The organism is Mesorhizobium sp. M0119, from assembly GCF_040322615.1.
Classification (GTDB): Bacteria; Pseudomonadota; Alphaproteobacteria; order Rhizobiales; family Rhizobiaceae; genus Mesorhizobium.
Genome location: NZ_JAMYTU010000033.1, coordinates 1 through 23,295 on the forward strand (window position 1 = coordinate 1; position 23,295 = coordinate 23,295).

Sequence of the window (23,295 nt, forward strand, 5' to 3'; positions counted from 1 at the left end):
CGGGGGCCGCCCCGCCGCGCGGTTATCAAAGGGGGCTTATGGGTTGTCAAACCACGCCCAATTCACAAACCCCGCTTTATTACCCTGACGGCCGCGCCCCGGGGGCATGGTTGGCCGGCGGCTCGGCTAGTGCGTCGAACCAGTGAATTCTGCATTGGTTCCGTGGTCGGCGGCAGGACGGGACACCAAGAGCGCCTTGAAGCGGAGCCTCGGGACGGACCTACTCGATCTGCTCGAACGTACACTGCCGGGGCGGCTTGTCCGGCCGCCAGCGCAACAGCTTGGTTCCGTGCCGGAACCGGTCGCCTGTCACATGGTCGAAACGAACCTCGACCACCAGTTCAGGCTTTATCGGTTCCCATTGTCCGCTGCGCTCTGTGCTCCAGCGGCTTGGTCCGCCCGGCGCCTTGCCGGTGAAACCCGGTTCGGCCCGCAGCTTTTCCAGCCGTCTGGTCAGCGCCGCCCTGTCGTCCTTGCCGATGGTCGAGGTGAACCCGACATGGTCCAGCCTGCCTTCGTTGTTGTAGAGCCCGAGCAGCAGGGATCCGACTTCGTTGCTGCCGGCGAGATAGCGAAAGCCGCCTACCACGCAATCCGCAGTGCGCAGCCGCTTGACCTTGACCATGGCGCGCTCGCCGGGCCGGTATGGCCCGGCGATCAGTTTTGCAACGACACCGTCGGTCGAGCCGTGGCCGGCGCCCTGCAGCCAGCGCTCGGCGGTGGCGGCGTCGTGCGTATATTTGGACAGGTGCAGTTCGGGCCGTGCCGCCGACGCGACAAAGGCCTCAATCGCCTGCCTCCTGGTGGTGAGAGGCTCTTCGATGATGATCCTGCCGCCGGGTTCGGCCAGCATGTCGAACAGGACCAGCATGGCAGGTGTCTCCAGGCTCAACTTGCGGATCCTGCTTTCGGCTGGATGAAGGCGCATTTGCAGGGCCTCGAACGAGGACGATCCGTCGACCTCGATGACGATCTCGCCGTCGGCAACAAACCGTCGCGAGTTCACATAGCGCAGCACCGCGACCAGTTCGGGAAAATAGCGACCGAGAGGCTTGCCCGATTTTGCACGCAGATCGACGGCATCGTCGCCCTTGAACACGAGGCAGCGAAACCCGTCCCATTTCGGTTCGTACTGCCAAAGCCCGTCACCGCCAGGAATTGCATCGGCGGCTTTGGCTTCCATCGGACGAAGGTCGAGCGGCAACGGAAATGCGGTCATGGCTGGTCCGCGCCGCCGCTGAGGCATTCGCTACCGCCGTCGGGCATTCCCCTGCGCCCCGCTTTCCCGCCTCGGCACCTTGCGGCCGGTTTGGTCGGGTGAAGGCGACCGCGGATCGGCCTCGTCGGACCCACCGATCTCCTTGGTGATGCGATAGGCCAGATAAGCGACGGCTCCGGCAAGCAGCAAGCGGACCATGACTGCAAATCCTTCGTTGGCGTGAACCCACCAACCCACAGGCCGAAGGTTTTGTTCCGCCGCTGCCATCGCCGGGGTGAATCGTCGGCGGCGCAACCAAAATCCAAGCGCGTCGTTTGTTGCTTATCGACGAAAAGAATTTGCGATGAAGACGCTCTTGCCCTTGTTCGCTTTGACCCTGGCGCTATTCCTGGCCAGCAGCGCTTGGCCTGACGGGTGACCGCGATGCTCCTCGTTGTTCCGGTCTGGCAGGACATCGCGGCACGACTGCTTCTGACCGCGCTCGCCGGCCTGTTGATAGGCCTCAACCGCGAGGCGCGCGGGCACGCGGCGGGGCTACGCACCACCGTGCTGGTCGGATTGGCTGCCGCCATCACAATGATCCAGGCCAGTATTCTGCTCGAGACCGTTGGCAAGCACCCGGATTCGTTTGCATCGATGGACGTCTTGCGCTTTCCGCTGGGCGTGTTGACCGGCGTCGGCTTTATCGGCGGTGGCGCCATTCTTCGCCGCGGCAATCTTGTCAGCGGGGTCACCACGGCGGCCACGTTGTGGGTGATGACGGCGATCGGATTGGCTTTCGGTGGTGGCCAATACGGCTTGGGCGCGGCCGGCACGGCGCTGACGCTGGCCACTTTGCTGGTCCTGAAATGGGTGGACCTTCGAATGTCGCGCGAACACCATGCCCAGTTGGCACTGACGTGGAAGGCCGCGGCTCGACATGAGCTCGATGCGCTCATCGGGCCGCTTGGCTACCAGGCACGCCTCGTCGCAATAGAGAGGCGCCCAGATCTCAAGGACCCTGTGTTCTCGTTCGAGATCAGTTGGAGGCGGCCCGACACTGGCGCACCGCCAGTGGATCTGCTGGCATCGGTGGGCGAGCATTGCGAGATCCAAAAGTTTGATCTCCTCAGCGAGCCTGCCCGCTAAAGCGGCTCATCGTTTCACGGAAACGCCGAACCGCTCTATCTCTTTGTTTCTGCGCAATCCCGGACGGAAAACCGTTTCACACTTTTCCTGGAATTGCTCTAGCGGCTGGCAATGATCGCGGCCTGAATCAGGCCATCGCTTCTTCGCGGCGCTTTGGATACCTATCTGTGGAGGCAGGACTCGAGGAGCAAGCAAAAGAGCGTGGCACAGCGATCGGGAAGTGCTGATCTTCCACTTCACGGCGGACGCGTGCCGAAATGGCTCGGCGACCGCATGACGCGGCTTGGCGCGGTCATGTGCGAGGCGATCATCCACCATTACGGCCGCGATGAATTGCTGCGCCGGCTGGCGCATCCGTTCTGGTTCCAGTCCTTTGGCGCCGTGATGGGGATGGACTGGCACTCTTCCGGCATCACCACCAGCGTCGTCGGTGCGTTGAAGCGCGGCCTGTCGCCGCTTTCCGGCGAGCTCGGCATTCACGTTTGCGGCGGCCGCGGCGCGCATTCGCGCAAGACCCCGCACGAGCTTGCCTTGATCGGCGAACGTGTCGGCCTCGACGGGGAAGGCCTGGCGACTGCCAGCCGGCTTGTCGCCAAGGTGGACAGCGCCGCGGTCCAGGACGGTTTCGATCTCTATCTGCACGGCTTTATCGTCACCGATGACGGCAAGTGGGTGGTGGTGCAGCAAGGCATGAACGGCGACAGCAAGGTGGCGCGCCGCTATCACTGGCTGTCCGAGGGCCTGAAGAGCTTTGTCGACCAGCCGCATGCTGCCATCGAGGGCGCCAACCAGGGCGAGATCGTCAACCTGACCGACCGCCGCGCCGAAGCGTCGCGCCAGGGACAACTGGACCTTCTGCACGACCTTGGACCGGATCGCATCGTGAGGGAGCTTGCCGCTTTGGAGCGGGGTTCGGCGCCAGCGCCGGAGCCGGCACAGAAGCTGCTGCCGCATCTGGTGATGCCGGCGCACCACGATGTACGTGAAAGCGATGTCGTCATGCGCCGCCTGCACGGCAACATCGCGGCGGCGGCCGAGCGCGGCCCGACAGATTTCGCCGGGCTTCTCCTGGTGCCCAATGTCGGCGCGCGCACGGTGCGGGCGCTGGCGCTGGTCGCCGAAGTCATGCATGGCGCGCCGTGCCGTTTTTCCGATCCAGGGCGTTTCTCGCTGGCGCATGGCGGCAAGGACAGGCACCCGTTCCCCGTGCCGCTGAAGGTCTATGACGAGACGATCGGCGTGCTGAAGTCGGCTGTCCAGAAGGCCAGGCTCGGCCGTGAGGAAGAGATCGGTGCGTTGCGGCGGCTGGACGACCAGTCGCGGCAGGTCGAGCGCTATGTCACCGGTCCAAGCCTGAAGGAAATCGTCGCCGGGGAGTTCGAGCAATCGCATCTGCTCGGCGGCCGTAGCGTCTTCGGTTGGGAAGGCGCCCCCGAGACAGCCGCAGTCAAATCAACGAAGTGATCGGGTCGGGATCAAGCCTCCAGCTCGATCAAGGCGACACCGAGTTCGGGGCGGTGCCTGCGGCGCAGATGGCCAGGCGTCTCCACCAATGTGACCTCGAGCGTCGGCCGCACGATGCCGTCCAGCAGATGACCGCCCCTCGTGGTGCCATCACTCAATCCAAGGACTGCGTGGACGTGCAAGCTGGGCCTGCCGTCGTCGCCGATGGCAACATCGCCGATCGCGCTCAGCACTTCGCACTGTTCCTGGACGGGGATTTTCCGGTAGGTCCTTTCTCCAGGGTCGAACCAGCCGACGGTTGCCCTTTCGAAAGCGCCGAGCGCGGTCAGCGACGCACTGCCGACGCCACGGTCGACCGCAAACGACGTCAGCTGCGCAAACGCCTCTTCGCCGGGATCAAGCACAACGACGAACGTTCTCTGTCCGGCGCTTTCGGCAACAAGCTGTGATTTCATGATTTCGCTCCAGCCGTCAGGAATTCAAATCCACCACACCAGCAATGCCAGCAAGACGAGACCCACCAGGCCGGCGATGAAAATGATCCGGCGCGCTCGCGTCCGCAGGATGATCTCGCCCTGCCGCGCCTGCTCCGCCGAAAAGACAGGACCATTCTTGTCCCGGTCGTTGCTCATCCATCGTCTCCTTCCGGGCAATTATTCAGCATTGAATGGATCTGGCGCCCGATAGAAGACAATCTCGTTTGGCGGATGAGGTTCCACGATGGACCATCGACGATTGGAACCGGCTGGGACTCAGTCTTCTGCCGGCTCGGGACGGAGATCGACCACGAGGTGAACCCAGCCGGCTTGGGACCGGCTGGGCGCCGTTTGCATCTATTCCTTCGGCGCGGTCGCGGGCGCGGTATAGCGGCGGCGCACCGCGTCCAGGATGTGGTTGCGGCTCTCATGCGCCGAAAGTGTGCCGTCTTTCTCCGCTTCGGCGGTTTCGCGCGCCAGTTCCTTGTCCCTGATCTGGTGGCGAAACCATTCGGAATAGTCGCCGGCGCGCAAATGATGTTCCCATGTCTTGTCGTCGATGCCCTCGGCGATCTGGGCGAAAATCATCAGATTATGGGCGCGGAGGTTCATCGCATTGTCGGGGCCGCGGAAGTAGAAGCTGCCCTTCTCGTCGAGCTGGCCCTCGGCATATTTGCGGCTGTGGCGCTTGAGCGACTGCCGCGGCTCGATCGGCTCGACCATCGCGGGTTTCTTGCGCGCCTGCGGCCGCCAGAACAGCACGCGCTCGTCTTTTGGAGAGTTCAGGTCCTTGTCCTTTGGCGGTTCGGTGCCGGTCTCGCGACAGAACGTCTTGATGACCTTTTTCGCCTTGGGGCCGAGTGCGATGACGGCGGTGACCAGCCGCAATGCCTCGGTTGAGATCGCGTCCGGATGAACCGTGATCAGGATCGTGCCCGGCAATTCCATGGCCAGCACCATTGGCGTGTCGTCGCGCCGCTTCGGCAAGAGGTGATGCGCTTCGTCGATGATCAGCCAGTGTGGTCGTGCCGTGCGAAAGCGAACGCTGCCAAGCCCCGGCAGCAGGTCGGCAAAGAAGTCCGGCCGCTCATTGACGCGCAGCGCCAGGCCGTTGACGACCAGGTTGTTGTCCGGCTTCTCCAGGAGATCGAGCAGCTCCGTCTTCGTCGGCGCATTCGAGCCGTCGCCCAGCCGGACGGCGCCTTCGAGGCCGTCATAGTCGCCTTCCGGATCGAAGATGCAGAACTGGAACTTTCTCTCGACGAAGCGCTCCGTCAGTGCGGTCGCCAAGGTCGATTTGCCGATACCCGAACTGCCGGCGATCAGCACCGTATCGGTTGGCGACAGATGCACCTCCTTGCCGTCATCCGAGCCAAGCAGAATGCCGTCGCGGCTCGGAACAAGCTCGCGATCGCGCTCGACAAGTTTGTCGATCAGCTCCTCGACGCCCTTTCCGCGCGCGCCGCGTGTCACGAGATCCGCTGTATCCTTGACCGCCGCCAGTGCATTGTCGACGGCGATGCTGAGGCCGCAGGCGCGCAGGAAGGCGTGGTCGTTTTCGGCGTCGCCGACACCGACAACGTTGTGCGGCGACAATCTGAGGTCCTGAAGCGCGGCTGTCAGCCCGGTCGCTTTGTTGATGCCGCTGGGCAGGATCATAACCGCGCCCTTGTTGAAGATGATTTCCAGCTCCAGCCCCAATTTCTTGATGACCTCGAGTGCGGTAGCCTGATGCGGTTCCCAGGTTGCGACGATCGAGCGGCCGACCGAAAGCGGTTTGACACCGCGTTTCCTGAGTTTGGCGATGAACTCGGGGGCGGGCGGCGGAGATATCGCCCGCTCCTCCTCGCTGGCCGGCGTGTAGATCAACGCGCCGTTTTCCGCGACGACTTTGTCGAAGATCGCGATTTCGGGAAAGACACGCTTCAGGTCGGGCAGCTCGCGCCCGGTAACGAGAATGAGCTTGCGGCCGCTCTTCTTGAAGCGCTCGAGCGCCGCAAGAGTCTTCTCGGCAACGACCCCTTCATGCGCCAGCGTGCCGTCATAGTCAGTGGCCAGGGCTATGAAATACATGTCGTCAGTAGCCGCCGACGATCGGTAATATCTCGCCCGTGATATAGCTCGAGCAGTGCGGCGAGGCCAGGAACACGTAGGCTGGCGCGATCTCCTCCGGCTGGGCCGGCCGTTTCATCGGCGTGTCAGCGCCAAATTTCGAAACATCGCTGGCTTCCTTGTCCGAAGGGTTGAGCGGCGTCCATACCGGGCCAGGCGCCACGGCGTTGACCCGTATGCCCTTCTCGACGAGGTTGCCCGAGAGCGCGCGGGTGAAAGCATGAATGCCGCCCTTAGTCATGGAGTAATCGACCAGTTGCTTCGAGCCCTCGATGCCGGTCACTGAACCGGTATTGATGATCGCCGAACCGGGTTTCATGTGCGGCACGGCCTCCTGCGCCATGTGGAAATAGCCGTAGAGGTTGGTCTTCAGCGTCGTGTCGAAATGCTCCTCGGTCAGCTGGCTGAAATCGCTGGAGTGGATCTGGAAAGCGGCATTGTTGACCAGCACGTCGATGCGCCCAAACTCCTGCACGATCTCAGCCACCGCGTTGTGGCAGTGGTCGCGTTCGCTGACATCGGCCTTGATCAGGATGCAGCGCCGGCCTTCCGCTTCGACGGCCCTTTTGGTATCTTTGGCGTCCCTATCCTCTGAGAGATAGATGATCGCCACATCGGCGCCTTCACGCGCATAGAGCACGGCCACCGCACGGCCGATGCCTGAATCGCCGCCGGTAATGACGGCCACTTTGCCGTCGAGCTTTTTCGATCCGATATAAAATGGCGCATCGTAAAGCGGCGCCGGCTCGATCGCCCATTCATGCCCCGGCTTCGGCTGGTGCTGCTCGGGGAAGGGCGGCTCGGGATATTTGCGGGCACCGGCCTGCATGGCGCCTTTTTGCTTGCCATTGGACTTGGACTTGTCCTTCTCGTCGATACGGCGCTGGATGTGCCGCTGCTTGGCGGCCTCGCCGGCGATTTCCGATTTCATCTGCATGGTCATCTCCCTGGCTTGAAACCCAACAACGCGTGTCCAGCGAAAAGGTTTATGCGACCACGTCATTCCTTCAGCCCCGGCGGATCGTGCGAAGTCTGACCCACGGCACCGGCTGCAGTACGGACCCGCTGAAAAGCCTAGGAGATTGCGGCTCCCTCAGCGGCGCATTCGTTCGGCCCGCCCTGAGTCACAGATTGTTCTGCAGGGTCGCCGGCCCGTTGGCTCCATCCGTCCTATTCATTTCGCGCCCCTTGCCATTGAGTTGCCTGGCCTCGTCCTCGGCTGCGTCTTCAAGCTTGGCGACGAGCAGATCCTTGAGGTCGCCAACCTCTTCCTCGATGTCTTCTATGGGGACGCCGGCGTCTGCCGCCTCTTCCTTGCATTCCCTTGCGAGGAGTTCCGCCTCTTTTTCAAGCTTGATCGGAGGCGGCGGTAGATGAACGTTTTCGTGGATCCAGTCCTGCAAGAATTCTATCGCACTAGCACTCATCGCGCTCACCTATAGCGGCAACCTGTAGTGCACATTAACGTACGTTCTGCAAAATGGATGCTTGGTAGCGCCGGATTTCGAATTATGACACTTGACGATAGCGTGATCGCCTAGGGGCTAGAGCTTCTGCAGCCAAATGGGATCACTTGGCATCGCAGAAATGCGGCTAGCCAGACAGTTGGAGCGGGATCTAATTTGAAGGCATCCCGCCCTTAGGACGTGTTGCGCCGCCGCGCCGGTGTTACTCGACTAGGATCGCCTGACGGCCGAACATCGTCATCCGCAGCAGCCGGTCGTGTCGGCCACTCAGCGGCGCGGTCGGCGCGCATTTTGCGTTTGTGCGCCATCCAGAACGGCAAGAGCTCAGCAAGAAAACTGTATATCGTGGTCTTCATCGGCATGCTCCGGACACGGGTTACAACTCGTGATCCCGGAGTTCCGTTCCGACAAAGAGTTCCCTTCCGACAAAGAGTTGCGTTCCGACAAATCCGTTGCCTCTACAATTGCGATTCGATCGGCAGGCATCCAACCAGCGCTGCAACGATGCGCCGATAGAGACTGGCCTCGGGTTCACGCGAATATTGCCGCATCTCGCCATCCGCCATGCCGAGCCACCGCAAGGCGCCTTTATCCAGGACCAACTGGTAGCTCGTCTGCGGTGACTTTTCGTGCTCGAACCGCCGGCGCAATTCCATCACCAGATTGGTATCGTGGAAAAGCACGCCCATTTCCGCATTCAACGACACCGAACGCGGATCGAAATTGAAGGAACCGACAAACCCCAGCGTATCGTCGACCGTGAAGGCCTTGGTGTGGAGGCTGGCTCCCTTTGAGCCGAAAACGGAGATGTTGGCCTGGCGGTCGAATGGCTGCAATTCGAAAAGCTGGATACTTTTTTTAAGCAGCTTGCGGCGGTATTTGGCATAGGCGCCGTGCACGGCGGCGACGTCCGTCGCGGCGAGCGAGTTGGTCAGTATTGCAACCTCGGCGCCACGGTCCACCAGCTTCGACAGGATGGCCAACCCGGTGCGGCTGGGAATGAAATAGGGCGAGACAATTTCGAGGCGCTGCCTGGTCGCCGCGATAGCGGGAAGCAGCTCCTTGGTCAGCCAGTTCCTGCGCCTTTTGCCGCGCACCTTTTCGGGCGGATCGGAAATGACGCGAACGCCTTTCGTCCAGCAGACGTCGCTGTGCGCTACAATGAACTCCGTGATCGTGCGCCAGGCACGGAAGCTGTTCAAAAGCTGGCCGTCCGCGGTCGCATCGAAATTGTCGAGGAAATCTGCGCGCGAGCCCGCCGCAGCCGGGTTGAGCAGCTGGATCGGCTTTGCCGCCTCGCAATTCCAGAACGCCTCGAAGATCTGCATCGTCTGCCCTACGGCAGGACCGAGAAGCAACAGGTCGAGATCGCGGAAATTCGTCTCCGCAGCGTCGAAATAGGCATCGCCGATATTTCTTCCGCCGACGATGGCCAAGCCCTCATCGGCGATCCAGGCCTTGTTGTGCATGCGGCGGGTCATCGCAAACAGCCGGGCGACCATCTCCAGCGAGCGAAAGATGCTGCCGTTCCTCATGCCGCTCGGGTTGAACAGCCTCAGCTCGATGTTCTTGTAGCTGTTGAGCGCCAGGTAAGCGGCGTCGCTGTTGCGCGGATTTATATCGTCCAGCAGTATGCGGACGCGGACACCGCGCTCCGCCGCCTTGACGACCTCCTGCATCAGCAGCCGGCCGCTATGGTCGTCGTGCCAGAGATAGTACATCAGGTCGAGGCTGCTTGTGGCACTGCGCGTGGCAAGGATTCGCGCGGCAAACGCGTCATAATTGTCGGCGATCAGCAGCAGCCCGCTATTGCCGGCCGCGATCTTGTCCCGGGCAAACCGCGAAATGGCTGTATCCATGAAGTGCACCGGCAAACATCAGCGAAGCAAACGGTCTGAAATCTGACTAACAACCCTTCAGGTTCATTCTGGTTGCAGTCGCGGCTGCCGTATCGCGTCCAGGTTCAGCCGGGCCTTGATCGGCAGATGATCGGAAGCCCGTTGCGCCAGCGGCGTCTTGTGCACCTCGATGCTGGAAATCAGGTGCGGCGGCCTGGCCAAGATGCGGTCGAGCGCAAACAGTGGAAAGCGCGACGGAAAGCTCGGCAGAACCGCATCGATCGGACCGAAATGCGGCAGCAGGGCCAGCAGCGAAGACCTGTTGCGGACGCGCCATTCGTTGAGGTCGCCAAGCAGGATTGTTGGCCGCAGAACCGGGTGCGTGGCTTCGACCAGCGCGTTCGCCTGCTGCGAGCGCGACCGCCGCAGCAAGCCAAAATGTGCGGCAATGATCCTGAGGGAGACGCCCTTCAGCTCCAGATCCGCGATGACCGCACCGCGCGGCTCGAGGCCGGGCAGCCGGATCTGGTTCACGCTTTCGACCACGCCGCGGCGTGCCAGGATCAGATTTCCGTGCCAGCCATGGCTGCGGCGGTTTTCCGGGACATGTGTGGGGACGAGGTCGCTGTCCCGCTCGAGCGCTGCGAGATCGAGCAAACCCTGCCTGCTTCCGGTTCTTTCGTCGGCCTCCTGCAAAGCAATGATATCGGCGTCGAGTTCCTTGACCACGGCTGCGACCCGCTCCGGATCGAACCTACCGTCTGTGCCGACGCATTTATGCACATTGTAGGATGCGACCGTGGTGCACGAAATTTCATTGCCGGGTGCCGTAAACCGCGGCACTTCCCTTCGCAGCGCAGCGCCAAGCGACCTTGGAAGGGTAGGCGATCGATCCAGCATGTGATCCATTTGCTGTTGAGTCGGTGAGTGGCGGCCATCGCGATTATGGCGCGTGCGGAGGTCTGAAACAACGACGACCTTGCAAAACCGTTCCACCGCCGGCCTCGGCACGCCCGCGGTCTGGAACCGTGACGGGCAACAACACGTTTCAGGAGGGCAGCGCAGTCAACGGAGAAGTCGAATGCAGCCCTTAGCCGCAAATTCCGCCCCCCGGCCAGGCCCGCTCAGCATTGTCCCGTTCGATGGAACCGTGACCGTTCGGTTCTCCGATGCCATTATTGCGTCGAGTCAGCGGGCAAAGCTGCTCTACGAAGACGGTCATGATCCTGTCTTCTACATACCCTTCGAGGACATCTATTTCGACCTTCTGGAGAAGACGAACACAACGAGCCACAGCCCGCTGAAGGGCACGGCAAGCTATTGGCGTGTTCATGCGGTCGGTTCGTCGGCAGAAGACTTCATGTGGGCCTACGAGACGCCCGACACCCCGGCATTGGCGATCGCCCGCCACGGCGCGTTCGATCCCGGGAGGGCGCGGATCGAGGCCGATCCCGCAGAGGACAAGCGGCATACGCCGCACGTCACCGAGTAAACCCATATCGGCGACAGGCGCCAGCTTTCCGTCAGCTCGCAAACTCTTCTCTGAGGATGCGCAAGCCGTCTTCGTATTTCGCTGTCGAGGCCCCGATCTGCCGTGCCTGCCATAGATTGTCGGCAAGATCGGCGCGCTTGACAGGCAACGCCAACGGGTTGGCCGCGGCCCTGCGAACGAAAGCGGCATCGTCCTCGTTCGGCAGCCGCGTCATGGCATCGACGGCAGACACGATGGACGGCCCGAACCCGGCCGCCTCAAGCCGGTCGCGGTTCCAGCCGTCGCCTTTTTCGATGACGTCGTGAAGGTAGGCGATGGCTTTCTGGTCGAGCGTTTCGACGGCATCGACGACCCGGCGGCAATGTTCGATATAAGGCCGCCCTGTCTTGTCCGTCTGCCCGGCATGAGCCTGTTCGGCGATTTTCGCTGCGCGATAAAGCACGCTCATTGGGTCGACCCCGTACGAACAGCGCATGTCCTGGCGCACCAACGCGCCATCGTCAGTGCGAGTTCCTGTGCACTGCGGGACTCCTGCTGCCTCACGAGCGAGCTGAATGCCCGCGACAGTCAGGAGACGCGTTCAAAACTGTCGAGGCTGGTTCCAAAAGCGCGCCAGGCGGGGAGTTGCCTGGCTCGGGCCGGGGCACCTTCCTTTTCAGCCGACAAAGCGGCATCCGCAACGGTGTGCCACAGCATCTCCAGCTTCCCATCCCTGAGGATGCGGTATAGCTCACCGCCGCGGCTCCGACCCGCCCTTCGGCCGCGCAGGTGAATCCGATCACGTCTCCATGGCAGGCACCGAACAGCGGCACCGTCATGCCGAAGAAGGCGCTGTCCTCCAGTGCCGTCCTGAAGGTTCCGCTAATCCGTCCGCCCTCTTCGCTGGTCAGTTCGACGACCGACCCGTACTGGTTCCGCCAGGTGCTCAGCCAACTCATCGCTGCTCCTCCTGATTGCTGCCAAAGGGATTGCGTTGCCACACGGCCGCCAGGCCGCGGCCTAGGTAGCGGCCTTCAATCAGCCGCGATGCCAGCCATCGACATCTGAACGAAGCGCAGCGGCGCTTCCAGAGTCCAAGTGATGCCGTGCCTGGCGAATTCCAGGCGGCCGGTGCCGCTGAGCGCCTGCGGCGTGACGCGTTTGAGCACGACCGTTCCGAAACCGCGTCGCGTGTTTTCATCGACCAATGGTCCGTCCAGTTCCCGCCAGACAAGGCGGAAGCCATCGCTGCCATCGGCGGCTGGCGTCACGATCCATTCGACCTCGACCCGTCCGTCAAGGCGCGACAGCGCTCCGTGCTTTACCGAATTGGTGGCCAGCTCGTGAAAGGCAATGCCGAGATATTGCACCGCGTTCGGCTGTAGCATGATCATCGGCCCGCTCATCGACAGCCTGGCCTGTGTCGCGAAGGCCTTGGTCTGGGCATGGATTAATTCGCCGATAGTCGCGCCACGCCATTCGGCATCGACCAGCAGATCGTGTGATTCCGAAAGTGCCATGATACGTTCCCGGACCTGGGAAAGGAAAGCCTCTGGCGTACCCGCCAGCTTGCTGGTCTCGCGGATCATCGAGACGATCACCGAATACTGGTTTTTGACGCGATGGTTGACTTCGCGCATGAGGGTGCGGATACGCCGTTCGCTCTCCTTGTGCGGGCTGATGTCACGCGCGATCTTGGAGGCGCCGATGATACGCCCGATGCCGTCGCGTATCGGCGAGATGGTGAGCGAAACCGGAACCAGGGTGCCGTCCTTGCGCTGCCGGATTGTCTCGTATGAAGGAATCCGTTCGCCGGCGCGAATGCGGCTGATAATCATGGCTTCCTCATCCAGGTGGTCGGGCGGGATGAGGATCGTCACCGGGCGCCCGATCGCCTCGGCGGGCGTATAGCCGAACAGGCGTTGTGCCGCGTCGTTCCAGCTGGTGATAATGCCATTCAGATCTTTCGACACGATGGCGTCCATCGAGGATTCGACGATGGCAGCGAGCCTTATGCCGGCGTCGTCAGCCAGCGCCTGGGTGCGCAGGTCGAGCAGGGTGTTGATGGCGCCGACGACCTCACCGCGCGCATCGCGAAGCAGGACCGGGTGCGCGCTGAACGGGATGAACTGGCCGTCCGGCCGCTCGGCGATCGCCCGGCCCCCACGAACCTCCCGCTCCTCCAGCAAGGCAACGGCCATCGGACATTCGTCATGCGCCATCGGCCGCCCGTCTGTGTGGCGAAGCTTCCATGATCCGCACCAGCGGTCCTGGCCGATAACTGGACGATATCCCCAGAGATCGGCAGCGGCTTCGTTGAAGAAGGTGATATAGCCTTGTTTGTCGGTGGTGTAGACGGCGACAGGCAACGCCTGCATCAGATCGGCGGAAGAAACTTGCGGGATTCCACCAGTCCTTAGTTCAACGACGTCCACCAGTCCCCCGCTCCGCTTAGCTTGCCGACGGATTGCTACGTCATCTAAATGCGCGCGAGTGTTTTCGGTTCCGTTCGATCTGCTTTCGGACATTTAGGCCGATTTGCGTTTCGCCGCCGCTCTCGGACTTTTGTTCGGAGCCTTGCCGCCCTCTTGCGCCAGGCTCTTGCGAAGAACATCGGCGAGATTGACGACGTTCGTCCTCGGCTGGGGTGCCGGCTTGGGCGGTTTCTTGCCCTTGCGCTTGGCTTCGATCATCGCAACCAGCGCCTGTTCATAAGTGTCTTCGAACTTCGACGGGTCGAATTTGGCCGGCTTCTTGTCGATCAGCAATTGCGCGATTTCCAGCATCTCGGGATCGACCTTGCGAGCCTTCAGCCCTTCGAACACCGCGTCCGCCTCGACCACTTCATTGTGGTTGCGTAATTCAGTCATCACCATGCCCTTGCCCAGCGGCTGGATCAGCACCTCTCGGCCACGCTGGTACAGCACGACGCAGGAGCGGGCTGCCACTTTCTTCCTGGCCATGGCGTCCCGGATCACCGCGAAAGCCTCCGTGGAGGGCACATCGGCCGGGACCAGATAATAGGGCTTTTCGAGGTAGCGTGCATCGATTTCGGCGGTGGGCACAAACTCGCCGATCTCGAGTGTATGCTGCGATACCATCTTAAGTTTCTTAATTTCGTCCGGCTCTATGCGGATGAATTCGCCCTTTTCGACCTCGTAGCCCTTTACCTGCTCGGCAGCCTCCACCGTGTCGCCGGTCTCCTCGTCGATATAAGCGCTCTTGACCGGGAGACCGTCCTTGCGGTTCAGGATCCTGAAATGCACTTTCTCGGCCTCGCTGACGGCGCCGATGATCTTGACGCCACAGGAAACCGATCCGACTTTCATAAAGCCCTTCCAGGCAGCTCGCGGCGTCGCCATGTCAATCACTCATTTGCCGAACGGACGGAACGGCTGCGAGCGGAAATCGTTCCGCCGTGGCAGGCTGCTCCATACGCTGGCCCGGACGAGAACGTTCGTTTCATTTTCGTCAGGGGAATAGCGGAATGGCCAAACGCAGCGCAGGGTTGCTCATTTATCGCCAAAGCAGAGGTTCACTTCAGGTGTTGCTGGTGCATCCGGGCGGCCCATTCTGGGCGAAGAAGGACGACGGCGCATGGTCGATCCCGAAGGGCTTGGTCGACGAGAACGAGGACGAGCTGGCGGCGGCAAAACGCGAGGCCGAAGAGGAACTCGGCGTCGCCATCGATGGAGTTTTCCGACACCTTGGCAGCTACCGGCAGCCGGGTGGCAAGCTCGTCATCGCATGGTGCGTCGAAGCGGACTTCGACAGCGACGCCATCAGCAGCAACACCTTCGTCATGGAATGGCCGCCAAGGTCCGGCTCGATGAAGGAATTTCCCGAAGTCGACAGAGCGGGCTGGTTCTCCCTGCCTGAAGCCAACCTCAAGATCCTGAAGGGCCAGCGCGCCATGCTGGCGGATTTGGCCGGTCGGCATGGCGACGGATGAATTTGTTTCAGCCCAGTTCTTAAGGGCAGCGCTCGGGCTTCCTCACCGCTCTGCTCTAAGCGCGTTACGGCCGCAGCGTGCGCAACGTGATCGAATAGCGGCGCGCGGCAACCGGCGGAATGCTGTGCTCCCATTCGTTGCGCGCAGCACCCGTCATCAGATAGGCCGATCTTGGCTCGACGGTGACCGTCTTGCGATCCCATCGCGTGCCGTTTTTCCGGCGCAGGCGAAAGCTGCAGGCGGCCAGCAGCGAAACGCCGGCGACCGCCTCGAAATGAGGCTTGTCGCGGTGCCAGCCGATACCGGCGCCCGGCCGGTACTCGTTGATCAGCACCTGCACGAAGGTTTCGGCCGGCAGGCGGGCAAAGGCTGCAACCTTTCCCCTGAGCGGCAGCAGAAAGCCGGGTATCGGCGGTGCCTCGACGACTTCGAGCCGATCGTAGTCGTAACGCAGCCCGAAGCCGACCACCCGACGGTTTGCCAGATGGCCGTGAAAGTCGAAGGCCTGAAAAGGCAGGGTTGCGAGCTGGCTTGCCAACGCTGCTTCTTCGTCCGGCGTGATCAGTTCAGGCTGGTAGTGAAATCCTTCCGGCAGGTCGTCGGTGGCGGCAAAGAGATCGCCCTGGCGGGCTGCAGCCGATGTCTTGAGCGGTGGCATCAACCGTATTTGGTGAAGCCGGCCCGCAGCGGCAAGGCTGCTTCGGCAGGAAGGAACCTCGCTCCCCGTGCAGGGTTATTCACACGATTGCCTGGATTGGAGCACTGCCGAGCATTGGACCTGTCGAGATGCCTTCAACTGCCATCAGAAGCATCGATTACCAGCCGGTGACGAGGGTCCTCTCCGTATGGTTCGTCCCGAGCGGAAACCGCTATGACTACGAGGACGTGCCGCCGCAGGTCCACGCGGCATTCCGCAAAGCCTCGTCGAAGGGCCGGTTCTTCAACACGCATATTCGCGACCGGTATAAATACCATCTGGTCGAGCAGAGCCATTCGAGCTGAGCCTTCAGGCGCTTCCCAACCATCATCTCGGCTCTCCGCCATGCGTGGCCGCGCCGGGACTTCGCAGTTGGCGAGTGACCTCAATGAGCTTTTGACGAACGCGCTGAAGCACGCCTTTCTGGGTCGCGAAGGCGGCACGATCACGCTGCGCAGCGTCGTCGATGGCGACGGTTTTCGCATCGTAGTCGGCGATGATGGCATCGGCCTGCCCGAAGGCGAGACCTGGCCGAGACCCGGCAAGCTCGGAGCGCTGATCGCTCAATCGCTGACCGAAAATGCCAAAGCGCGGTTCGAGGTGGATTCGACCCCTGGCAACGGAACGCGGGTGACCATTGTGTTCAACAGATCGGCCGCCCTCGCGACGTAGCCGGTCGAGCAAGGCCATCCGCATCAGCCGGGCTCCTCCATTACCTTGCGCGTATGGTGGGCGATGACCCCTTCTTCGTCGGTCGCGACGACGCGGACTTCGACCTTGCTGTCCGCCCGGCTGATGAGCGCGGCATGGGAGCTGTTGGCCGTCTTGTCGATCGCCACGCCGAGCCAGTCAAGCCTGCCGCAAATCGCTTTGCGGGCCGGGGCAGAGTGCTCGCCGATGCCGCCGGTGAACACCAGGCATTCCAGCCCGCCCAGCGTGTTGGCGAGGGCGGCAACTTCCCTGGCGGCGCGGAAGGCGAAAAGCTCCACCGCTTCGCGAGCCCGGCGGTCGTCGCTGGCCTCCAGCGTGCGCATGTCGCCGGAAATGCCGGACACGCCGAGCAGGCCGGATTCCTCGTAGAGCATGTCTTGCAGCGCCTCTCCCGAAACGCCTCTTTCCAACAACAGGTACAAAAGCACGCCCGGATCGATGGCGCCGCAGCGTGTGCCCATGACCAAGCCGTCAAGCGCCGAAAAGCCCATCGTCGTATCGACGCTTTTGCCTTCGCGCATGGCGCACAGGCTCGCCCCATTGCCGAGATGGGCGACGATGGTTCTTTTTGCCGCCAGATCGGGCGATATCTGCTTGAGCCGGCCGGCGACATATTCGTAGGAAAGCCCGTGAAAGCCGTAGCGGTGGATGCCGTCTGCCTCATAGTGGCGCGGCAGCGCGAAACGGCTGACCAGAGGCTCGATGGTCCGATGGAAGGCCGTGTCGAAACATCCGACCTGCGGCAGGTCCGGCCGCAGCGCGGCAAGCGCCCGGATTGGTGCGAGACTGCGCGGCTGGTGCAGTGGCGCAAGCGGGGTCAGCCTGTCGAGCGCCTCGATAATTGTCGGCGTCAGGCGGACAGGGTCGACGAACTCGCGTCCGCCATGGACGATGCGATGGCCGGCGGCGATCAGTTTCCGTCCGCCAAGTTCGTTCTCGATCCATTGCAGCATCTGGCCGATGCCTATATCGGGGCCTATGTCGCGTGATGCATCTGCGGCAAGTGGCCGATCGCACTGCAGCTCGCCATCGGCGGCTTTCGCGGTCAGCCTTGGCGCATCGCCCAGATCCAGCGAACCGCGCGAGGCAAGATCCAGCTCGGTGGACGCCGAAAGGTCGTAAAGTCTGAACTTGATGCTCGACGAGCCGGCATTCAACGCAAGGATCGATCGTCGCATCAATCGCCGGCCCTCGTCGCGCCGTCCTGCGGCCAAGACCAATTCTGGATCTCGGGCAGGTCCTCGCCATGTTCGCGGACATAGGCCGTGTGCTCAGCCAATTTCCCATGCAGCGCCGCGGCTAGATCCTTCGCCCGCTGGGCTAGCCCCGGCACGCGCGCGATCGCTGCGAGCGCCAGATGATAGCGGTCGAGCTGGTTGAGCACGACCATATCGAACGGCGTCGTCGTCGTGCCTTCCTCGCGAAAGCCATGCACATGCATGTTGTCGTGGTTGGCGCGCCGGTAGGTCAGACGGTGAATGAGATAGGGGTAGCCGTGATAGGCGAAGATGACCGGCTTGGCCCTGGTGAACAGTGCGTCGAATCTGTCGTCGGCAAAACCATGCGGATGCTCGGAATTCGACTGCAAAATCATCAGGTCGACGACATTGACGACGCGGATCTTCAGGTCCGGAATGCCCGAGCGCAGGATGTCGGCTGCGGCAAGCGTCTCCAGCGTCGGCACGTCGCCGGCGCAAGCCAGGACCACATCCGGATCTTCGCCCTTGGCAACCGTCCCGGCCCATTCCCAGATGCCCGCGCCGACCCTGCAGTGCGCTTCCGCGTCTTCGGCGGACAGCCATTGCGGCGCCGGCTGCTTGCCGGCGACGATGACGTTGATGCGGTTGTAGGTTTTCAGGCAATGGTCGGTGATCCACAGCAGCGTGTTGGCATCCGGCGGGAAATAGAGCCTTACCGTGTCGGCCTTCTTGTTGGCGACGAAATCGGCAAAGCCCGGATCCTGATGGCTGAAGCCGTTGTGATCCTGCCGCCAGACATGCGAGGTCAGCAGGTAGTTGAGCGAGGCGATCGGCTTGCGCCAGGCAAGTTCGCCGGAGGTCTTCAGCCATTTGGCGTGCTGGTTGACCATGGAATCGACAATGTGGACGAACGCCTCGTAGCACGAGAACAGGCCGTGGCGGCCGGTCAGCAGATAGCCCTCCAGCCAGCCTTGGCAAAGGTGCTCGCTGAGCACTTCCATGACGCGGCCGTCGCGGGAAAGATGGACGTCGTAGGGCTCGATCCGCTCCATCCAGACCCGGTCCGTAACCTCGAACACGTCGTCGAGGCGGTTGGAGGACGTCTCGTCCGGTCCCATCAGCCGGAAATTCCTGGCATCGGCGTTCAAGCGGATCACATCGCGAAGATAGCTTCCGACGGTTCGCGTCGCCTCTCCGACGGTACCGCCCGGACGCGGTACGTCGAGCGCCAGGCCTTTCCAATCGGGAAGCACGAGGTCTTGTTTCAGCAGGCCGCCATTGGCGTAGGGGATTGCGCCCATGCGTCTTGACCCCGTAGGCGCCAGCGCCGCGAGTTCCGCCAGGAGATGCCCGCCTTTATCGAACAGTTTTTCCGGCTCGTAACTGCGCATCCAGTCTTCGAGGATCTGTCGGTGCGCCGCGTCGCCGCGTGCGTTCGACACCGGTACCTGGTGCGAACGCCAGAAGTCCTCGACCTTCTTGCCGTCGACCTCTTTCGGCCCGGTCCAGCCCTTGGGGCTGCGCAGCACGATCATCGGCCACAGCGGCCGCTCTCCCTTCCAGCCCGCGGCTCGTGCAGGCTCCTGGATGGAGTGGATCCGGTCGAGCACGGTATCGAGCGTGCGGGCCATCTCCCGATGCATCGGGGCAGGCTCATGGCCTTCCACGAAGAAGGTTTCGTAGCCATAGCCGAGGAACAGGCTGCGCAACGCCTCGTCTTCCATGCGGCCGAGGATCGTCGGGCTGGCGATCTTGTAGCCATTGAGATGTAGGATCGGCAGGACGGCACCGTCGGATGCCGGGTTCAGGAACTTGTTGGAATGCCAGGCCGCGGCGAGCGGGCCGGTCTCGGCTTCGCCGTCGCCGACGACGCAGGCAACGACAAGGTTCGGATTGTCGAAGGCGGCGCCGAAGGCATGAACCAGCGCATAGCCGAGTTCTCCGCCTTCGTGGATCGAGCCGGGCGTCTCCGGAGCCGCGTGGCTCGGCACTCCGCCGGGAAACGAGAACTGCCGGAACAGCTTTCGCAGGCCGTCTTCGTCCCCGCCGACCTCGGGATAGATCTCGCTGTAGGTGCCCTCGAGCCAGGTGTTGGCGACCATTGCCGGGCCGCCGTGACCCGGCCCGCAGATGAACAGAACATCGAGACCACGTTCACGGATGATCCGGTTCAGATGCACATAGATGAAATTGAGGCCGGGCGTCGTGCCCCAATGGCCGAGCAGCCGTGGCTTGATGTGCTCGGGCCGCAAAGGCTCGCGCAGGAGCGGATTCTCGAGCAGATAGATCTGGCCAACCGAGATGTAGTTCGCGGCGCGCCAGTAGCGGTCCATCAGATCGATCTGGTCAAGGCCGGTTGTCTGCGCAGTGGTGGTGGCCTCGTCGTTCATGGAAATGCCTCCGGAATACCCTCGTCCGTCGGTATCTGGAGTGGCGTCGCCTCGGAGAAAGGATTTGCCTCGAAATAAGTTTGGGCGGGCGCTGCCCCTCGCCAGCAAAAGCCGGTCGGTCACTTGGGAACCTCGAGGCTCGCCAACGGTTAGAGAGACGTACGGAATCCAGGAATTCACGGGACCGCAATTCCAGGGACGTACGGGACATGAACCTAGTTGCCCTTGAGGACGCTTGGTTCATTGGGGCGGAGGGGTCTGCAAAAGGAGCAAAAAATGCTCGATCTCTCCGATGCCCGTGATCGTATGGTGGACGTCCACCTAAGCCGCCGTGGCATTCGCGACCGCAATGTCCTGCAGGCGATGCGGGAGGTTCCGCGCGAGGCTTTCGTCGATCCGGGCTTCGAAGAGTTCGCTTATGAGGATGGGCCGCTGCCGATCGCCGAAGGTCAGACGATATCGCAGCCCTTTATCGTTGCGTTGATGATCGAAATGGCGGAGATCGGAGCTGGTGACCATGTTCTCGAGGTCGGCACCGGCTCCGGCTATGCGGCTGCCGTAATGAGCCGCGTCGTCGAACGCGTCTACACGATCGAGCGCCACGCCGCGTTGGCTGAAACGGCAAGGCAACGGTTCAAAAAGCTTGGCTACGACAATATCGAAGTCCGCACTGGCGACGGCACCAAGGGCTGGCCCGAAGCGGCGCCCTTCGATGCGATCCTGGTTGCCGCCGCTGGACCCGGCGCACCGCTCGCTCTGCAAGAACAGCTCGACGTCGCCGGCCGGCTTATCATCCCGGTCGGCGACGAATTCGACGCGCAGCGCCTGCTCAAGGTCACCCGGACCGGCGCAGCAACTTACACCGAGGAGGATTTCGGCGGCGTGCGGTTTGTTCCGCTGATCGGCGAGCAAGGCTGGGGCGAGCCAGGCAGCGACAGCCAAATAGCGGCCGATCTTCCGCACCGGCATCAGCGCAGGAGCAGCCTGCCACAGATGATAGCGGCCGCAGCCGAACCGCTTCCGGATTTCGACGATCCGGCCTTCGGTGGGCTGTTCGACCGGTTTGCCGACCGCCGCGTCGTCTTGCTCGGCGAAGCCAGTCACGGTACGTCGGAGTTCTACCGTGCGCGCGCCGCGATCACTCGCAGGCTGATCGAGAAGCATGGCTTCACCATCGTCGCGGTCGAGGCCGACTGGCCCGATGCCGCGGCGATCGACCGCTACGTCCGCCACCGGCCACCACGGCCGGGCGCCGATCCGCCGTTCCAGCGCTTTCCCACCTGGATGTGGCGCAACACCGACGTCGCTGCGTTCGTCGACTGGATGCGAGAGCATAATGAGCGGATCAGGATATCCTCCCGGCGGGCCGGGTTCTATGGCCTCGACATCTACAATATGGGCGGGTCGATCGCGGCGGTTTTGCAATATCTCGACCGGGTCGATCCGCAGGCGGCGAGGATCGCGCGCGAACGCTATGGCTGCCTGACGCCGTGGCAGAACGACCCGGCCACCTATGGCCGTGTCGCACTCACCTCCGGTTACCAGAAATGCGAGAAGGCCGTGCTCGAGCAATGCCGGGAACTGCTTTCCAGAGAGCTCGACTATGCGCAGCAGGACGGTATCGATTTCCTCGACGCCACCCAGAACGCCCGCCTGGTCGCCTCCGCCGAGCGTTATTACCGCACCATGTATTATGGCGGCGCGCAATCCTGGAACCTGCGCGACACCCACATGTTCGAAACGCTGGAGCACCTGCTGCAGGCCCGCGGCCCGAATGCCAAGGCGGTGGTGTGGGCACATAATTCCCATATCGGCGATGCTCGCTACACCGAGATGGGGATCGTCAGGGACGAAGTGAACATCGGCCAGCTCTGCCGCCAGCGTCTTGGCGACGAAGTTGGCTTGATTGGGCTCAGTACGCATTCCGGGACGGTGGCCGCGGCGACCGACTGGGACGGCGACATGGAAGTGAAACTGGTGCGGCCTTCCCACAACGACAGCTATGAGCGGCTTTGCCACGACAGCGGCGTCTCGCCTTTCCTTCTCGATTTCGAGCGCGACGACACGCTGCGCCAACGGCTTCTGGAGCGCCGGCTGGAACGCTTTATCGGCGTCATCTACCGGCCCGAGACCGAGTTGCACAGCCACTATGCGGATGCCTCGCTCGCCCGCCAGTTCGATGCTTTCGTCTGGTTCGATGAAACCAGTGCCGTGACGCCGCTTGGGCCGGAACATGCGGGGACAGGCCTTCCCGAGACCTATCCTTTCGGGCTTTAGCAGCTTGGGAAGCGGAAAATGGAAAGAAGGAGGTCACCGATGGCCGGAAAAAAGACTCATGAGCAGCAGTTGCGCATCATCGAGGAGCGCGAGAACACGAAAAACGCCGGCAAGGATTTCGACGCCGAAGCGGATTTGAAAAAGACCAGGCAAGAGCGCGAGGCGTTCCGGCGCGGTGCCGAGCTCAGATCGGACCCGAAGGATATTGCCGATCCCGACGATCGCAACATCATCCGCGGCGAGCACCAGGAAAGCGCCCACAACAAGCATCGCGCCAACCGCTGAACGGCCGGATCGCTTGACGTCAAGACAATACGGCGCCGGGTCCGTTGCCTGATCTGACGGATGCAGCGTTCGTAGCCGCAATTGGCGGACAAGGGCGCCGTCTTGATCTCCTCGGCGCTATTCGGCAAAAAATGTCGCGGCGACAGCAATTGAGACGAGGCTCAGCATCGCTAGGCCTGCCCTTGCGACATGCGAAGCCTCCCAGACGTTGCGCAAATCTCTCCAGTCGCCGGTCTGCTTTCGAGAGAACATAGAAAAAAACGTCGCGGCTGATTTCGGCATGGCAGTGTCTTGCACCCAGAAATTATTGACGGGATGCGTGACCAACCAATAGGTCGCATGCTCCGCCAGCAAGAAGACAAGCGCCGCCAAGGTCCACAAAAATCGGGCGCTTGGATAGGGCGTCAGGTAGAGCAGGACGGCGAGTGCAATGATGCCGCCGATCTCGGCGAACCCGCCGATCGTGAAGCCGGGATAGTAGATCGCCTGCACTGATCTGTAGGTGGCCTCCTTGAGGCGCAACTTGCCGGGCAATTCCAAAGCGTGCGCGAGCGAGAGCGCCATCGAGACGGCGACCAGAAGAAGGGTGGCGATCATCAATGCGCGCATG

At 62.3% G+C, this 23,295-nt stretch carries 24 protein-coding genes and 1 pseudogene; 8 read left to right on the forward strand and 17 right to left on the reverse strand.

Translation table 11 applies throughout. The features are described 5' to 3' along the window. Nucleotides 1-220: 220 nt before the first annotated feature. Complete coding sequence (locus NKJ40_RS24115) at nt 221-1,219, reverse strand: ATP-dependent DNA ligase (RefSeq protein WP_352468218.1); 999 nt, start codon at nt 1,217-1,219, stop codon at nt 221-223. A 30-nt stretch (nt 1,220-1,249) separates the two neighbouring features. Next, nucleotides 1,250-1,417 (reverse strand): hypothetical protein, encoded by a 168-nt coding sequence (locus tag NKJ40_RS24120; RefSeq protein ID WP_352468219.1) that lies wholly within the window; start codon nt 1,415-1,417, stop codon nt 1,250-1,252. 225 nt (nt 1,418-1,642) lie between these two features. On the opposite strand from NKJ40_RS24120, the gene NKJ40_RS24125 reads away from it, so the two are divergent. Next, complete coding sequence (locus NKJ40_RS24125) at nt 1,643-2,347, forward strand: MgtC/SapB family protein (RefSeq protein WP_352468221.1); 705 nt, start codon at nt 1,643-1,645, stop codon at nt 2,345-2,347. A gap of 201 nt (nt 2,348-2,548) precedes the next feature. Then, complete coding sequence (locus NKJ40_RS24130) at nt 2,549-3,811, forward strand: DUF763 domain-containing protein (RefSeq protein WP_352468223.1); 1,263 nt, start codon at nt 2,549-2,551, stop codon at nt 3,809-3,811. Nucleotides 3,812-3,822: 11 nt separating this feature from the next. Here NKJ40_RS24130 and NKJ40_RS24135 read toward each other — a convergent pair whose 3' ends face one another. From NKJ40_RS24135 to NKJ40_RS24165, 7 genes are all read right to left on the reverse strand, one after another. Continuing rightward, nucleotides 3,823-4,266, reverse strand: a complete 444-nt coding sequence (locus NKJ40_RS24135) for a PPC domain-containing DNA-binding protein (RefSeq protein ID WP_352468225.1) — start codon at nt 4,264-4,266, stop codon at nt 3,823-3,825. A gap of 24 nt (nt 4,267-4,290) precedes the next feature. Continuing rightward, on the reverse strand, nt 4,291-4,443 hold the full coding sequence (locus NKJ40_RS24140) for a peptide ABC transporter permease (RefSeq protein WP_292655414.1): 153 nt from the start codon (nt 4,441-4,443) through the stop codon (nt 4,291-4,293). Between the two features lie 201 nt (nt 4,444-4,644). Further along, nucleotides 4,645-6,360 (reverse strand): HAD family hydrolase, encoded by a 1,716-nt coding sequence (locus NKJ40_RS24145; RefSeq protein ID WP_352468227.1) that lies wholly within the window; start codon nt 6,358-6,360, stop codon nt 4,645-4,647. A gap of 4 nt (nt 6,361-6,364) precedes the next feature. Next, complete coding sequence (locus tag NKJ40_RS24150; RefSeq protein WP_352468228.1) at nt 6,365-7,336, reverse strand: SDR family oxidoreductase; 972 nt, start codon at nt 7,334-7,336, stop codon at nt 6,365-6,367. A gap of 187 nt (nt 7,337-7,523) precedes the next feature. Continuing rightward, nucleotides 7,524-7,826, reverse strand: coding sequence for a hypothetical protein (locus NKJ40_RS24155; protein WP_352468229.1), 303 nt, complete (start codon nt 7,824-7,826; stop codon nt 7,524-7,526). A gap of 497 nt (nt 7,827-8,323) precedes the next feature. Further along, the gene (locus NKJ40_RS24160) at nt 8,324-9,724 is read right to left on the reverse strand and encodes a phospholipase D family protein (RefSeq protein WP_352468230.1); all 1,401 of its coding nucleotides are present in this window, start codon (nt 9,722-9,724) and stop codon (nt 8,324-8,326) included. Nucleotides 9,725-9,787: 63 nt separating this feature from the next. Next, nucleotides 9,788-10,603 carry an endonuclease/exonuclease/phosphatase family protein gene (locus tag NKJ40_RS24165; protein ID WP_302893445.1) on the reverse strand — a complete coding sequence of 272 codons (816 nt, stop codon included), beginning with the start codon at nt 10,601-10,603 and terminating at the stop codon, nt 9,788-9,790. A gap of 181 nt (nt 10,604-10,784) precedes the next feature. Between NKJ40_RS24165 and NKJ40_RS24170 the strand changes: the two genes are divergently transcribed. Next, nucleotides 10,785-11,195 (forward strand): DUF427 domain-containing protein, encoded by a 411-nt coding sequence (locus NKJ40_RS24170; protein ID WP_353016094.1) that lies wholly within the window; start codon nt 10,785-10,787, stop codon nt 11,193-11,195. Nucleotides 11,196-11,226: 31 nt separating this feature from the next. Here the strand turns inward: NKJ40_RS24170 and NKJ40_RS24175 are convergent, their stop codons facing one another. The 4 genes from NKJ40_RS24175 to ku form a co-directional block, all read right to left on the reverse strand. Then, a complete protein-coding gene (locus tag NKJ40_RS24175) occupies nt 11,227-11,643 on the reverse strand; it encodes an HD domain-containing protein (RefSeq protein ID WP_023677074.1) in 417 nt (138 codons plus the stop codon). 91 nt (nt 11,644-11,734) lie between these two features. Beyond that, the gene (locus NKJ40_RS24180) at nt 11,735-12,133 is read right to left on the reverse strand and encodes an avidin/streptavidin family protein (RefSeq protein ID WP_352468232.1); all 399 of its coding nucleotides are present in this window, start codon (nt 12,131-12,133) and stop codon (nt 11,735-11,737) included. Nucleotides 12,134-12,208: 75 nt separating this feature from the next. Next, complete coding sequence (locus tag NKJ40_RS24185; RefSeq protein ID WP_352468233.1) at nt 12,209-13,609, reverse strand: PAS domain-containing HWE histidine kinase family protein; 1,401 nt, start codon at nt 13,607-13,609, stop codon at nt 12,209-12,211. 93 nt (nt 13,610-13,702) lie between these two features. Next, a complete protein-coding gene (ku, locus tag NKJ40_RS24190) occupies nt 13,703-14,536 on the reverse strand; it encodes a non-homologous end joining protein Ku (protein ID WP_352468234.1) in 834 nt (277 codons plus the stop codon). A gap of 125 nt (nt 14,537-14,661) precedes the next feature. On the opposite strand from ku, the gene NKJ40_RS24195 reads away from it, so the two are divergent. Next, entirely contained in the window at nt 14,662-15,126 is a 465-nt protein-coding gene (locus NKJ40_RS24195; RefSeq protein WP_352468235.1) for an NUDIX hydrolase, read from the forward strand. Nucleotides 15,127-15,190: 64 nt separating this feature from the next. Here NKJ40_RS24195 and NKJ40_RS24200 read toward each other — a convergent pair whose 3' ends face one another. Then, the gene (locus tag NKJ40_RS24200; protein WP_352468236.1) at nt 15,191-15,784 is read right to left on the reverse strand and encodes an alpha-ketoglutarate-dependent dioxygenase AlkB; all 594 of its coding nucleotides are present in this window, start codon (nt 15,782-15,784) and stop codon (nt 15,191-15,193) included. Nucleotides 15,785-15,912: 128 nt separating this feature from the next. Between NKJ40_RS24200 and NKJ40_RS24205 the strand changes: the two genes are divergently transcribed. Both NKJ40_RS24205 and NKJ40_RS24210 read left to right on the forward strand, forming a co-directional pair. After that, entirely contained in the window at nt 15,913-16,128 is a 216-nt protein-coding gene (locus NKJ40_RS24205; protein ID WP_292655442.1) for a KTSC domain-containing protein, read from the forward strand. A gap of 79 nt (nt 16,129-16,207) precedes the next feature. Continuing rightward, a pseudogene (locus NKJ40_RS24210) lies at nt 16,208-16,495 on the forward strand (ATP-binding protein); the annotation flags it as partial. A 23-nt stretch (nt 16,496-16,518) separates the two neighbouring features. Here NKJ40_RS24210 and NKJ40_RS24215 read toward each other — a convergent pair. Together NKJ40_RS24215 and NKJ40_RS24220 are read right to left on the reverse strand one after the other, a co-directional pair. Next, a complete protein-coding gene (locus tag NKJ40_RS24215; RefSeq protein ID WP_352468237.1) occupies nt 16,519-17,712 on the reverse strand; it encodes an acetate/propionate family kinase in 1,194 nt (397 codons plus the stop codon). Further along, a complete protein-coding gene (locus NKJ40_RS24220) occupies nt 17,712-20,123 on the reverse strand; it encodes a phosphoketolase family protein (protein WP_352468238.1) in 2,412 nt (803 codons plus the stop codon). Before NKJ40_RS24220 ends, NKJ40_RS24215 begins: the two co-directional genes overlap by 1 nt. 276 nt (nt 20,124-20,399) lie before the next feature. On the opposite strand from NKJ40_RS24220, the gene NKJ40_RS24225 reads away from it, so the two are divergent. Both NKJ40_RS24225 and NKJ40_RS24230 read left to right on the forward strand, forming a co-directional pair. Further along, nucleotides 20,400-22,400: a protein-L-isoaspartate(D-aspartate) O-methyltransferase gene (locus tag NKJ40_RS24225; protein WP_352468239.1), complete on the forward strand. Its 2,001-nt coding sequence runs from the start codon at nt 20,400-20,402 to the stop codon at nt 22,398-22,400. 39 nt (nt 22,401-22,439) lie between these two features. After that, nucleotides 22,440-22,685, forward strand: coding sequence for a hypothetical protein (locus NKJ40_RS24230; protein ID WP_352468240.1), 246 nt, complete (start codon nt 22,440-22,442; stop codon nt 22,683-22,685). 117 nt (nt 22,686-22,802) lie between these two features. On the opposite strand, the gene NKJ40_RS24235 is transcribed toward NKJ40_RS24230, so the two are convergent. Further along, entirely contained in the window at nt 22,803-23,249 is a 447-nt protein-coding gene (locus NKJ40_RS24235; protein ID WP_352468241.1) for a DUF1772 domain-containing protein, read from the reverse strand. Nucleotides 23,250-23,295: the final 46 nt, after the last annotated feature.